Annotated in this window: 12 protein-coding genes; 3 read left to right on the forward strand and 9 right to left on the reverse strand. The window is 61.6% G+C overall.

Going from position 1 to position 12,693, the window contains the following annotated elements; genetic code table 11:
- Positions 1-3 precede the first annotated feature (3 nt).
- Complete coding sequence (locus VH564_RS16655) at positions 4-1,035, forward strand: peptidoglycan -binding protein (protein ID WP_423340972.1); 1,032 nt, start codon at positions 4-6, stop codon at positions 1,033-1,035.
- A gap of 86 nt (positions 1,036-1,121) precedes the next feature.
- Here VH564_RS16655 and VH564_RS16660 read toward each other — a convergent pair whose 3' ends face one another.
- Together VH564_RS16660 and VH564_RS16665 are read right to left on the reverse strand one after the other, a co-directional pair.
- A complete protein-coding gene (locus VH564_RS16660) occupies positions 1,122-1,310 on the reverse strand; it encodes a YegP family protein (RefSeq protein ID WP_423340973.1) in 189 nt (62 codons plus the stop codon).
- Between the two features lie 194 nt (positions 1,311-1,504).
- Complete coding sequence (locus VH564_RS16665; protein WP_423340974.1) at positions 1,505-3,307, reverse strand: ABC transporter transmembrane domain-containing protein; 1,803 nt, start codon at positions 3,305-3,307, stop codon at positions 1,505-1,507.
- A gap of 192 nt (positions 3,308-3,499) precedes the next feature.
- On the opposite strand from VH564_RS16665, the gene rpmE reads away from it, so the two are divergent.
- Positions 3,500-3,721, forward strand: coding sequence for a 50S ribosomal protein L31 (rpmE, locus tag VH564_RS16670; protein WP_423340975.1), 222 nt, complete (start codon positions 3,500-3,502; stop codon positions 3,719-3,721).
- A 156-nt stretch (positions 3,722-3,877) separates the two neighbouring features.
- Here rpmE and VH564_RS16675 read toward each other — a convergent pair whose 3' ends face one another.
- The 3 genes from VH564_RS16675 to VH564_RS16685 form a co-directional block, all read right to left on the reverse strand.
- Positions 3,878-4,390: a DUF1465 family protein gene (locus VH564_RS16675; protein WP_423340976.1), complete on the reverse strand. Its 513-nt coding sequence runs from the start codon at positions 4,388-4,390 to the stop codon at positions 3,878-3,880.
- Between the two features lie 374 nt (positions 4,391-4,764).
- The gene (locus VH564_RS16680; RefSeq protein WP_423340977.1) at positions 4,765-4,956 is read right to left on the reverse strand and encodes a DUF1192 domain-containing protein; all 192 of its coding nucleotides are present in this window, start codon (positions 4,954-4,956) and stop codon (positions 4,765-4,767) included.
- 12 nt (positions 4,957-4,968) lie between these two features.
- The gene (locus VH564_RS16685) at positions 4,969-6,246 is read right to left on the reverse strand and encodes an MFS transporter (RefSeq protein ID WP_423340978.1); all 1,278 of its coding nucleotides are present in this window, start codon (positions 6,244-6,246) and stop codon (positions 4,969-4,971) included.
- Between the two features lie 157 nt (positions 6,247-6,403).
- Between VH564_RS16685 and VH564_RS16690 the strand changes: the two genes are divergently transcribed.
- A complete protein-coding gene (locus VH564_RS16690) occupies positions 6,404-6,565 on the forward strand; it encodes a hypothetical protein (protein WP_423340979.1) in 162 nt (53 codons plus the stop codon).
- A gap of 67 nt (positions 6,566-6,632) precedes the next feature.
- Here VH564_RS16690 and VH564_RS16695 read toward each other — a convergent pair whose 3' ends face one another.
- The 4 genes from VH564_RS16695 to gap form a co-directional block, all read right to left on the reverse strand.
- The gene (locus VH564_RS16695) at positions 6,633-7,529 is read right to left on the reverse strand and encodes a fructose bisphosphate aldolase (RefSeq protein ID WP_423340980.1); all 897 of its coding nucleotides are present in this window, start codon (positions 7,527-7,529) and stop codon (positions 6,633-6,635) included.
- A gap of 315 nt (positions 7,530-7,844) precedes the next feature.
- A complete protein-coding gene (locus tag VH564_RS16700) occupies positions 7,845-9,047 on the reverse strand; it encodes a phosphoglycerate kinase (RefSeq protein ID WP_423340981.1) in 1,203 nt (400 codons plus the stop codon).
- A gap of 73 nt (positions 9,048-9,120) precedes the next feature.
- A complete protein-coding gene (locus VH564_RS16705; protein ID WP_423340982.1) occupies positions 9,121-10,971 on the reverse strand; it encodes a potassium/proton antiporter in 1,851 nt (616 codons plus the stop codon).
- Positions 10,972-11,612: 641 nt separating this feature from the next.
- The gene (gap, locus tag VH564_RS16710; RefSeq protein ID WP_423340983.1) at positions 11,613-12,623 is read right to left on the reverse strand and encodes a type I glyceraldehyde-3-phosphate dehydrogenase; all 1,011 of its coding nucleotides are present in this window, start codon (positions 12,621-12,623) and stop codon (positions 11,613-11,615) included.
- Between the last annotated feature and the right edge of the window lie 70 nt (positions 12,624-12,693).

The following is a 12,693-nucleotide window of genomic DNA, read 5'->3' on the forward strand; positions in this document are numbered from 1 at the left end:
CCGATGGCGCTCTCCCGCAACCGACGCCGCGAGCGTTCGGTAGACTACTGGCCGGGCTTCGTCGATGCATTGTCGACGCTGCTGATGGCGATCATGTTCCTGCTGACGGTCTTCGTCATCGGCCAGTTCATCCTCAGCCGCCAGCTGAGCGGCCGTGACGAAGTTCTGGCCCGATTGAACGGCCAGATCAACGAGCTGACGCAGCTGCTGGCGCTGGAAAAGAGCGGCAAGCAGGATCTCGAGGATTCGGTTGCCAATCTGCAGGCATCGCTTGCGTCAGCGCAAAGCGAGCGGTCGCGGTTACAGACGTTGCTGGCGGCGGGTTCAGGCAGCACAGAGGCGTCGCAGGCCAAGATCGGCAGTCTTTCACAGCAGCTCGATGACCAGAAGCAGGCCAGCAGCCGGGCGATGAGCCAGATCGATCTCTTGAACCAGCAGATCGCTGCCTTGCGCAACCAGATCGCGGCCGTCGAATCGGCGCTGCAAGTATCGGAAGCCAAGGACGAGACATCTCAGGTGAAGATCGCCGATCTCGGCCGCCGCCTGAATGTGGCGCTGGCCCAGAAGGTGCAGGAGCTCAATCGCTATCGCTCCGACTTCTTCGGGCGGCTCAGGGAAATTCTCTCCGACCGCGAGGGCATTCGCGTCGTCGGCGACCGTTTCGTCTTCCAGTCGGAGGTGCTTTTCCCCTCCGGTGGCTCCGATCTCAACCCGCAGGGCCTGCAGGAAATGACCAAGCTCGCGACGGCGCTGATCGAGGTTGCCAAGGAGATTCCGCCCGAGATCAACTGGGTGCTGCGGGTCGACGGGCACACGGACAATGTGCCGCTATCTGGCAACGGTAAGTATGCCGACAACTGGGCGCTGTCCTCGGCGCGTGCCATTGCCGTCGTCAAGTACCTGATCTCGCAGGGTGTACCGGCAGACCGGCTGGTGGCTGCCGGTTTTGGCGAGTTCCAGCCGATCGCGCCCGGCGATACGCCGGAGGCGCGGGCGACGAACCGCCGCATCGAGCTGAAGCTGACCGAGAAATAGCTGTCTCAGCACGCTGTCCTGCACCGTCACAAATCAAAAGAGCCGGCACGTCAGCGCCGGCTCTTCTCTTTGCTGGATGAGAGGCTTCAGACCGTTGCCGTCGTCTGATCGTCGATATCGGCGCCGGGTGCGTTCTTCTTGATCGATTCGATAGCGTGCATGGCCGATGCCTTTGCCTTGTAACCTTCCGACGAGAACATGGATTCGCCGTTGGACGCCTTGAACCGGAACCGGAACTCGCCGGCCTTGTCCTTATAAACTTCGAACTTGTACATCGTATCCATCTCCCTCAAAATTCGCTTTGTTCATAGCGCCCTAGCGCCTGACAATGGCGCCTGAAAGATCGAAGACTGTCAAGCCACGCGGCAACAAAATGCTAATCTATCGCGCCGCGTGCGCTGACAGGATTGATGCGGCGACCATCGGGATACCGGCTTCAGCGGTTCGGAATGTCCGGCAGCGGCAGCGGCTACTTCACCAGCATCATGCGTTCCTCGACACCCGCATCGAACTGCAGGCGGGCAAGCTTGGCGTAGATGCCACCCTGGTGGACGAGGCTCTGGTGGGTGCCTTCCTCGACGATGCGGCCGTTGTCGAGAACCAGGATGCGGTCGGCCTTCAGCACGGTCGCAAGTCGGTGGGCGATGACGATGGTGGTGCGGCCTTCCATCAGCCCGTCGAGAGCTTTCTGGACCAGCATCTCGCTCTCGGCATCGAGCGCCGACGTCGCTTCGTCGAGCAGCAGGATTGGGGCGTTCTTGAGGACGGCCCGGGCGATGGCGATACGCTGGCGCTGGCCGCCGGACAGGGTTACGCCGCGCTCACCCGTGGGCGTGTCGTAGCCGTTGTCCAGGCGGTTGATGAACTCGTCGGCCTGGGCGGCGATGGCGGCTGCCCTGACCTCCTGGCGCGTCGCACCCGGGCGGCTGAACGCGATGTTGTCGTGAATGGAGGCTGCAAAGATGGTGACGTCCTGCGGCACGATGGCGACGTGCTCGCGCAGCGCCTCCAGCGACAGCCGGCGGGCATCGACGCCGTCAATGGCGACGGTGCCGCTCTGGGGATCGTAGAAGCGCAGGATCAGCGAAAAGATCGTGCTCTTGCCGGCGCCCGAGGGGCCGACGATGGCGACCGTCTCGCCGGGTCTCACTGCGAGCGACAGGCCGTGCAGCGCCGATTTGCCTGGCCGCGAGGGGTAGGCGAAATGGACGTCGGAAAATTCGACGCGGCCGAGCGGCGGCTTCGGCAGGGGCAGGGGCGTGACGGGCTCGGCGATCGGCGAGACCTCCGACAGCAGCTCGCCGATGCGGTCGGCGGCACCGGCCGCCTGGGAGAGTTCGCCCCAGACTTCGGAGAGCGCGCCCAGCGAGCCGGCCGAGATTACCGAGTAGAGCAGGAACTGGCTGAGCGTTCCCGGCGACATGGTGCCGGTCAGCACGTTCTGGGCGCCGACCCACAGGACCGCGACGACGCTGCCGAAAATCATGGTGATGGCAAAGCCGGTCAGCACAGCGCGGGACTTTACGGCCGAGCGGGCCGCCTGGTAGGCGTTTTCGACCGCAAGGCCGTAGCGGGCGGCAGCTGCGTTTTCGCCGTTGAAGGCCTGGACGGTGCGGGTGGCGCCGATCGTCTCGTTGGCATAGGCGGAGGCATCAGCCAGCATGTCCTGTGCGGCACGCGAGCGCTTGCGAACATTGCGGCCGAAGGCAACCAGCGGGAAGACCACCAGTGGAATGGCGATCAGCACGATGCTTGACAGCTTCGGGCTGGTGAAGATCATCATGCCAATGGCGCCGAGACAGAGGATGATGTTGCGCAATGCCACCGAGGCCGTGGCGCCGACGGCGGACTTGATCTGCGTGGTATCGGCCGTCAGCCGCGACATGATCTCGCCGGACTGATTGACATCGAAGAAGGAAGGGGAGAGGCGCGTCACATGGTCGAAGACCTCGCGGCGGAGATCGGAGACGATGCGCTCGCCGATGGTGATGACGAAGTAATAGCGCAGGGCACTGGAGAGGGCGAGGACGACGGCCATGACCATCAGCATCACGAAGTAGCTGTTGATGAAGCTTCCATCGCTTTGGGTGAACCCGTGGTCGATCAGGCGGCGGACTGCAAGCGGCAGGGCGAGCGACGTCAGGGCCGCCAGCGCAAGGGCAATGATGGCACCCGTTACCAGGGAGCGGTAGCGTGCGAGGTAAGGCAGGAGACGGCCGAGCGGTCGAATGGATTTGCGCGGCTTGGTGCTCGCTTCTCCCGTTTCTGACACGTCGTCTCCTATCCCTGGGAAAGCCAGGCGCTAGGCCCTTTGGGCCCTTGTTATCTGCTTGGCCTTGATGTATAGGCACCGCATCGTAATTGGAAGCCGTAGCCGCCATCGTCTGCGGCTTCATTTATTCAATCGGGTCGGTCGCTGCAATGGCTTGCGACAAATGGACCCTGGCATGGCAGGAATATTGTTATGAAGGCAAGCATCCATCCCGACTACCACACCATCAAGGTCGTCATGACCGATGGCACCGAGTATGAAACCCGTTCGACCTGGGGTTCTGAAGGCGCCACGATGAACCTCGAAATCGACTCCAAGTCGCACCCGGCCTGGACCGGCGGTAACCAGCAGATGATGGACCGCGGCGGCCGTATCTCGAAGTTCAACAAGCGTTTCGGCGGCCTCGGCGTCTAAGCCTGGTCTCCATCGTTGTTCTGAAGAAGCCCGGGTTTTCCGGGCTTTTTTGCGTCGCGGCTTGTGGTGCCTGGGCATCGCGACCGGTTGCCCGCAAGGCAAACGAAAACCGGCCGCGCGAGGCGCGGCCGGTTGAAAGAGACGGAAACTGTTCGATCAGTTTACGCCGAAAGCAGTCTGCAGCAGGCTGAGCTGCGCCTTGACGCTGTTCTGGTTGTCGGGGACGATCACTTCCGAAGGACGGTAGATTTCGCGATCGAGCAGGGCGACGCGGTTCTGAAGACGCAGCGAGCGCTCGACGAGGTCGCGGAACGATTCCGGCAGGTCACCCCAGCCCGGAGCCGTCTTGTCCACGTTGAAACCGTCGAGACGGACCTTGTTCTTCTCGGTCAGCACCTGATCGCGGGACATCTCGCCATTGTTGACGGCGCGCTGGAGAAGCAGCCACGATGCCATCTGCATCAGGCGGGTCGTGAGACGCATGGATTCCGCTGCGTAAAGGACCGATGCCATGCGCGGCAGAACCTTCGAAGCGGCGCGACCGTTGCCATCGAGATAGGCCGCCGTCTCTTCGACGAGCGACATGCCCTCCGCATAGAGTGTCTTGAACTGCGACGACGAAGCGGCACGGCCTGCGAAGCTTATAGTGTTCAATCCGAGTTCAGACATCAGATTAGTCCCTGTTGCAGACAGTCAGTTTTGCTTAGGTAACGCCGACATGTCGCAAAAGGTTTCGATTAGGCGGCGCTTATTGACCTTAACATGGTGGTTTTACCCTAAATTCGCAAGGCGATTCTTAATAGAAGGTTAATCTCCACAGCTTCGTCACCCTTCTGGAGGGCTGGAGCGAAAAAAAGAGCCGCAAAAGCGGCTCTCAAGGTAAAACAGGGAGAAAAATCAGACCAATTCGCCAAGCGGAGAAACTGTCTGAGTCCGGACAAGGTCCGGATGTCCACAGTAATGAATGATAAAGCTTAATATTTCGTTAAATTGTCTCGAAACTGTACTTCGGGCGGTGCCGGAACCCGTATTAGTGCCCTTTTTCAAGAGCGAAACAAGCCTTCGGCAGCCTTTCGGCCGGACGCCTTGCTCTCGCATGCGGCAGTCAGCCTTTCGATCTCCGCCTGCAAGAGCGCAATGCGCGATTTCAGTTCATCGACGGACAGCAGGCTGAGGTCGCTGCCGATCTCGTGGGCGCTGGGCTTCTTGGGACGGTCGTCTTCGAACAGGCTCATGCGTGATCTCCTTTACCCGTAGTTTACGGCAGGATCATCCGGTTCGGAAGCAATGTCCGTGGGGTTCGCCATCGACATGCTCTCCGGCGTGATCATCTGCGCATTGGCGGAGGGCATGTTGGTATAGGCGTCGCGATCGCCGGCCGGGATGGCGGCGCGCTGCCGACTGCGGAACATCGAATAGCTGCTGATCGCCACATGGGCGACAGCCGTGATCAGGAACAGCGAATAGGGGCCTATGTCGGACATGATCGGGCCGCTCAGGGTCGGGCCGATGATGGTGCCTATTCCGTAGAGCAGCAGCAGTCCGCCCGACACCTTGACGTAGTCCTCGGGCGAGGCAAAGTCGTTGGCGTGCGCCACGGTGATCGGGTAGAGCGTATTGGCCGCCGCGCCATAGACGATCACCAGGCTGATCAGCAGGTAGGGCGTGGTGGGCTGGAAGAGGAACAGAAGCAGGCCGTCGATGGCCGCGATCATGGCCATGATCGCCAATACGTATCGGCGGTCGATACGGTCGGAGAGGCGACCGGCCGGTAGCTGCATGATCGCGCCGGCGAAGATCGTCGAACTCATCATGATGGCGATGTTGCCTTCGGACAGTCCGGCGCTTGCGCCGAAGACTGCACCCAGCGTCCCATAGGCGCCGTTGGCGATGCCGACCAGGAGAATTCCGATGCAGGAGACCGGCGAATTGCGGTAGAGCGCCCGCAGGTCGAGCTTGATCGCCTTCAGCGGCTTGGGAGACGCCGCGTTGGATAGCGTCGTCGGCAGCATCGCGATGCAATAGCAGATGCCGCAGACCATGAAGAGCATCGGCGTGTGGATGTCGCCGAAGGGGATCATCATCTGGCCGCCGACGGCCCCCATCAGGGTAATGCCGATATAAAGCGAGAAGATTGCGCCGCGGCTCTCGTTGGTGGCCCGCTCATTCAGCCAGCTTTCGATGATCATCGAGGTGCCCGCGGTGCAGAAGCCGGTGACGGCGCGCAGGATCACCCACCAGGTGGAGTCGATGATCAGACCGGTCAGCAAGGCGATGATGGCGATGACGGAGACGAAGCCTGAGAAGGCGCGGACATGGCCGACACGACGGACAATCTTCGGCGCGGTGAGGCAGCCGAGGACGAAGCCGGTTGCCCAGGTGGTGCCAAGCAGGCCGAGCGTGGTTGTCGCATAGCCCTCTGCGGTGCCGCGCACCGGCAGCAAGAGGCTGTGAAGCCCATTGCCCATGAAAAGGAAGAGGGTGCCGAACAGCAGGGCAAGGACGGGTAAAAGATTTCTTTTCATGGCAGCATTCTCAGCTGTTCAGGCTTAAAAATCAGATAAGACGGGTCGAAACGGGCTCAGAATGTCGGGCGCGCAGCCATTCCGTCCGCCAGGTGGTAGCCCTGTTGGCCGAGAAAAATGTCCGGCCTATGACCGATACCGTACAATAGGAAATTCTATGTCGAAATTGATAGGCCTGCTGCTGATCCTGGCGATGATCGTGCATCTGATCAGGCCGCTCGGATTACCGGGGCTCAGGCGGCGCGGAGATTTCTGGAAAATCGCCATTGCAGCCTTCGCCATCTGGTCGGTGGCGCTGATCTTCCGAGAAGTATTCTAAATCGGCCCCGTTTGTTGGGACCAATGATCCGGCCGCAGCTCCAGCCGGATCATTGTCGAAAGCCTGATCAGGCCTTGTTGACGCTGGCGTCGTAGATCTCGTTGATCGTCTCGGTCAGGCTCGCGTCGAACTCGGCGTCGCTCATCGTGACGCGGAGATTTTCCGTCAGCGCGCGTGAGAAGCTGGCGATCATGCCATGGTTATGGCTGAGCTTCTCGCAGGCATCGACGCGGCTGTAACCGCCGGAAAGTGCTACGGTTCGCACCACGGATTTGTGGGAGATCAGGGGGGCGTAGAAATCGGCGACCGTCGGGATCGTCAGCTTCAGCATGACGGTTTCGCCTGACGGCAGCTTGTCGAGCTGCTTTGCGATCTCGTCGCGCAGGATGGCTTCGGCCTCGGCCTTGGTCGAGCTCTTGATGGAGACTTCAGGCTCGATGATCGGCAGGAGGCCCTGGGCGTTGATCTGGTGGGCGATTTCGAACTGCTGCTGCACGACGGCGGCAATCCCGACCTGGTCGGCGTTGGCGATTACCGAGCGCATCTTTGTGCCGAAAATTCCCTTTTCGCGCCCGCGGATGAGGAGCGCGTCGAGATCGGGCATCGGCTTCATCCGCTGGACGCCGTTTTCCTCCGCCAGCAGGCCCTTGTCGACCTTGAGGAGGGGCACGACGCCGCGCTTTTCCCAGAGATAGGAAGGAACGGCCTGACCTTCGACATCGCCGTCCATGGTCTGCTCGAACAGGATCGCGGCGATGATCTTGTCACCACTGAAGGCCGGCGCGCTCATGATGCGGACACGCATGGCATGCATCAGCCGGAACATCTCCTCGTCGCCCTGGTAGTCCGATTCCGAGATGCCGTAGAGACGCAGCGCCCCGGGCGTCGAACCGCCGCTCTGGTCCAGCGCCGCGATGAATCCGGGTGCCGTTTTCATCCTGTCCAACATCTTCGCGTCCACCATAGTTCACTCCTGTCCCTCAAAGCGCGCGCGCACGCACGGATGTTCTTTCAGTTCACGACCGCCAAGCGACGCCAGCCGATCAGTCACGGGAGCGGCACTGCCAAGACATTCATCCTTTCATGCTCTTCCGCGCTCTTGGATCTGCGATATCAGAAGAATTTTGAAAGGCAAATCCTAGGTTAAGCCACTGAAACGATTGAATTGGTTTCAATCGTTTGTAATTTCACAGGGAAGACTAGCACCAACGAAAAGACCGCGAAAGCTTTCACTTTCACGGTCATTAAAACTTCAAAGCGGCAAGGAAGTTGCCTTTGCTTATTTGGCGGCCTGCAGTGCCGCGACGCCTGGCAGAACCTTGCCTTCCATCCATTCGAGGAAGGCGCCACCGGCCGTCGAGACATAGGTGAAGTCTTCAACGACGCCGGCATGGTTGAGGGCCGATACGGTGTCGCCACCGCCGGCGACCGATGTCAGCTTGCCGGACTTCGTGCATTCGGCAGCGAACTTGGCAACGGCGACAGTCGCTGCGTCAAAAGGGGTGATCTCGAAAGCGCCGAGCGGACCGTTCCAGACAAGCGTCTCGGCGCGGCCGACCCAGGCGTTGATCTGCTCGACCGTCTTCGGGCCGACATCGAGCACCATGGCGTCAGACGGAATGCTGTCGATGATGACGACTTCATTGTCCGCACCCGCCTTGAACTCGCGAGCGACGACGCCATCCTCGGGAAGCACGATGGTGCAGCCGGCCTGGGCGGCTTCGAGCATGATCTGGCGGGCCGTATCGGCAAGGTCGTGCTCGCACAGCGACTTGCCGACTTCCGTGCCGCGGGCGGCGATGAAGGTGTTGGCCATGCCGCCGCCGATGACCAGCGCGTCGACCTTCTTGACGAGGTTCATCAGGAGGTCGATCTTGCTCGACACCTTGGCGCCACCGACGATGGCGACGACCGGGCGAACCGGGTTTCCAAGGCCCTTTTCGAGCGCTTCGAGTTCGGCCTGCATGGTGCGGCCGGCATAGGCGGGCAGCAGCTTGGCGAGGCCCTCGGTCGAGGCATGGGCGCGGTGGGCAGCCGAGAATGCATCGTTGATGTAGATATCGCCATTGTCGGCCAGCGCCTGGGTGAAAGCCGGATCGTTCTTTTCCTCGCCCTTGTGGAAGCGGGTGTTCTCGAGCAGCAGGATATCGCCGTCCTTCATCTTGGCGATGGCGTCCGTTGCCGGCGCGCCGATTGCGTCGGAGGCGAACAGGACGTCGTGGCCGAGAACGGATTTCACTGCGGAGACAATCTGCGACAGCGAGAATTCCGGTGTCGGGCCGTCCTTCGGGCGACCGAAATGGGCCATCAGGATGACCTTGGCGCCCTTGCCGGAGAGCTCGAGAATGGTGGGCGCAACACGCTCGATGCGCGTGATGTCGCTGACCTGTCCATCCTTCATCGGCACGTTGAGATCGACGCGAACAAGCACGCGCTTGCCGGTGATGTCGGTGAGATCGTCAAGGGTCTTGAAGCTTGGCATGGCAAATATCCGGAAATTGGTATGGTCGGAAGCTGCGCCGACCATACTACGGATGGTCGGAGACGCAAGGCGGTCAGCCGGGGTTTTCGTCGCTATCTGAACCGTTTGAAATCGCCTTTGCAGCCCTGGCACGACGGCGTCGGAGCGCGTCGCGGATGCGGTGTGCAATCTCCCGCATATTGATGAAAAGCGGCAGCGCATCGGTGGAATCGACCACTTCGAGCGACATGCCGACGGCCTTGATATGGCCGTTCTCGTCGAGGTCACGAACGATTAGGATCAGCGATCCCAGCCGGACGCGGTCGGCGTAGTCAGCCTTGCCGCCGAGCCGCACGCGCATGAGTTCGGCGATGGTCAGGGTCTTCTCATGGTCATTAAGCAAGCCCGGCCCATAGGCCGCGTCGAGATCGGCGGCGTGCCGTTGGGGCGAGATTGCGAAGGCGCCGAAGAATTCGGCATCTTCCGGATCGACCGGCGCGCGCGTTGCAAAGAGCCGGTCGAGCAGACGCGAGAAACTCGGAGCGATGAAGAGGTAGACGAGATCGTTTTCCCTGAGCCGTCCCGCATATTGATAGCGCATCGACTTGCCGTCGCGCACGACGAGCGACGGCATCGCCCAGCGCGGGATGCGCTCGCCGAGCAGGACCGGACTGTCCTTGACGACGCGATAGGACAGGAGTTCGTGGTTGCCTGCGCCAGGCAGATCGACCTCGACCTTGTCGACGGCGCCAATGCGTGGCGGGATGATCAGGCCGAGCTTTTTGGCCACCGGCTTGATCGTCCATCCCTGCATCATCAACGAGACGAGCACGATGATAAAGGCGACGTTGAAGTAGGTCTGGCCGAAATCGAGGTTGCCGAGGATGGGCATGATCGCGAGCAGGATCGAGACGGCACCGCGCAGGCCGACCCAGGCGAGAAAGCCCGTCTCGCGCTGGGTGTAGTCGAAGGGCAGCAGACACAGCCAGACGGCCACCGGGCGGGCGACAAAGATCAGCACCAGCGCCAGCAGCACGGCGGGAATGGCGATGGCCGGAAACTCGGACGGCGATGCCAAGAGGCCAAGTACGAGGAACATGATGATCTGTGCAAGCCAGGTCATGCCGTCCTGGAAGCGCTTGATGGTGGCAGACGCCGGCATCTTGTGATTGCCGGCATAGATGCCGGCGACGTAGACGGCGAGGAAGCCGCTGCCGCCGACGGCGCCGGTGAAGGAGAAGACGAGTAGCGCCAGCGCCAGCACGAAGATCGGCGTCAGCCCCCGGTCTGTCTCCAGCTTTCCGGCGACGAGCACGATCATCATGCCGCCGAGCAGGCCGAGGATGACGCCGAGGCCCATCTGCTGGACGAACATGGCCAGCATGGCGATGTTGACGCCGCCAACGCCTTCGCCGCTGCCGATCGCCTGCACCAGCGCGATGGTGAGGAAGATCGCCATCGGGTCGTTGGTGCCGGATTCGACTTCCAGCGTCGAGCGGACCTTGTCGCGGATATTGATGCCGCCGATGCGCAGCAGGAAGAACACCGCCGCCGCGTCTGTCGAGGCGACGATCGAGCCAAGCAGCAGGCCCTCCATCCAGCTGAAGCCGAGCAGCCAGGACGCCGCGACGCCGAAAATCGAGGCTGTGATGATGACGCCGAGCGACGCGATCGTCAGCGCCGGCACGGCAGCCGCCTTGAACGACGACAGGGATGTGCCGAAGCCGGAGTCGAACAGGATGATGGCTAGAGCGAGCGAGCCGAGGATATAGGCCAGATAATTGTTGCTGAAGGCGATGCCGAGGCCGTCCTGGCCGGCCAGCAGGCCGATGACGAGGAAGAGCAGCAGCAACGGTGCACCGAACCGGAAGGCAAGCAGGCTGGAGAAGGCGGCAATGAGAATGAGAACGGTGCAGACCAGGACGACGACATAAAATGCTTCCACGGACACTTCCCTTTTCTCGCATCCGGCCGATGCCGGACACCCCACGTCAGCCCGTAGCCGCGACGGCGAGCCCTCCCTGCGCTCCCGTGCCCGGCGCCGAATCCCCCAGCGCGACTGATTGCGCCAAAGTGTAGGGCATCGAGATTCGCTGTCCAAGACCTAATGAGCAATCTGGACCGGAGCGGGGCGAAATGGTGAGAAAATCAGGTGTCTAGCAGATGAGGCGGAGATTCTTCTGCCGGCTCCAATGACGCGGCAGCTGGATACCTCGACTGCAGTAAAGGGAGCTTCTCAAGCATCTATGACGTCTTGCTGCCCAGACGTCTTGGTGACTTCCTGCGGCTGGAGCCCCCGCAACCTCCCTCATTCCTGTGCCCGTCACAGGAATCTAGGCACCGCTCGTCTGCGCGGTAAAAGACCCTTGCCGCAAGACAGAGTCTCCCGCAGCGCGGACGCGCTGCGCTGGATTCCTGTGACGAGCACAGGAATGAGGGGGAGGTACTATGATATGCCTCAAGAACAGACGGAGCGGCGGCGGCTCTACAGGGGGGCGCCGTAGAGATGGTGCTGCGGAAATCGCTCGTCGCAAACGCAAACGGCCCGGTTTCCCGGGCCGTTCTGAAACGCAAATCAGCCGAGACTTAGATGGTCTTGGCGAAAGCAACTGCCGTGTCGGACATGCGGCTCGAGAAGCCCCATTCGTTGTCGTACCAGCTGAGTACGCGGACGAAATTGCCTTCGAGGACCTTGGTCTGGTCGAAGGCGAAGATCGACGAGTGGCTGTCGTGGTTGAAGTCGCGCGAAACCAGCGGCTCGTCGGTGTAGCCGAGGATGCCCTTCAGCTTGCCGTCGGAGGCAGCCTTGATCACCTGGTTGATCTCTTCAACCGTGGTGTTGCGCTTGGCGACGAACTTGAAGTCGACGACGGAGACGTTCGGGGTGGGCACGCGGATCGAGGTGCCGTCCAGCTTGCCCTTCAGTTCCGGCAGCACGAGGCCGACGGCCTTGGCAGCGCCGGTCGAGGTCGGGATCATGGAGAGGGCTGCGGCGCGGGCGCGGTACAGGTCCTTGTGCATCGTGTCCAGCGTCGGCTGGTCGCCGGTGTAGGAGTGGATGGTGGTCATGAAGCCGTGGTCGATGCCGATGGCATCGTTCAGGACCTTGACGACGGGAACCAGGCAGTTGGTGGTGCACGACGCGTTCGAGATGACCAGGTGTTCCTTGGTCAGCTGGTCGTCGTTGACGCCGAAGACGACGGTCAGGTCAGCGCCGTCGGCAGGTGCCGAGACGATGACGCGCTTGGCGCCGGCTGCCAGATGCAGGGCAGCCTTGTCGCGCGACGTGAAGATGCCGGTGCATTCCATGGCGATGTCGACGCCGAGTTCGCCGTGCGGCAGGGACGCCGGATCCTTGATCGCGGTGACCTTGATCGGCTTGCCGTTGCCGACGACGATCGTGTCGCCCTCGACCTTGACTGACGCCGGGAACTTGCCGTGGATGGAATCGTAGCGCAGCAGGTGGGCGTTGGTTTCGACCGGGCCGAGGTCGTTGATGGCAACGACTTCGATGTCGGTGCGGCCGGATTCGACGATGGCGCGCAGGATGTTGCGGCCGATGCGGCCGAAGCCGTTGATGGCAACTTTAACAGTCATGGTGGTCTCTCCCAATCGGACAGGACTTTTCTATTCAAAGCAGAAGCAGGGCGCCGCAGCGCCCTGTATT

Origin of the sequence: Rhizobium sp. HT1-10 (genome assembly GCF_049472505.1) — a bacterium.
Lineage (GTDB): Bacteria > Pseudomonadota > Alphaproteobacteria > Rhizobiales > Rhizobiaceae > Rhizobium.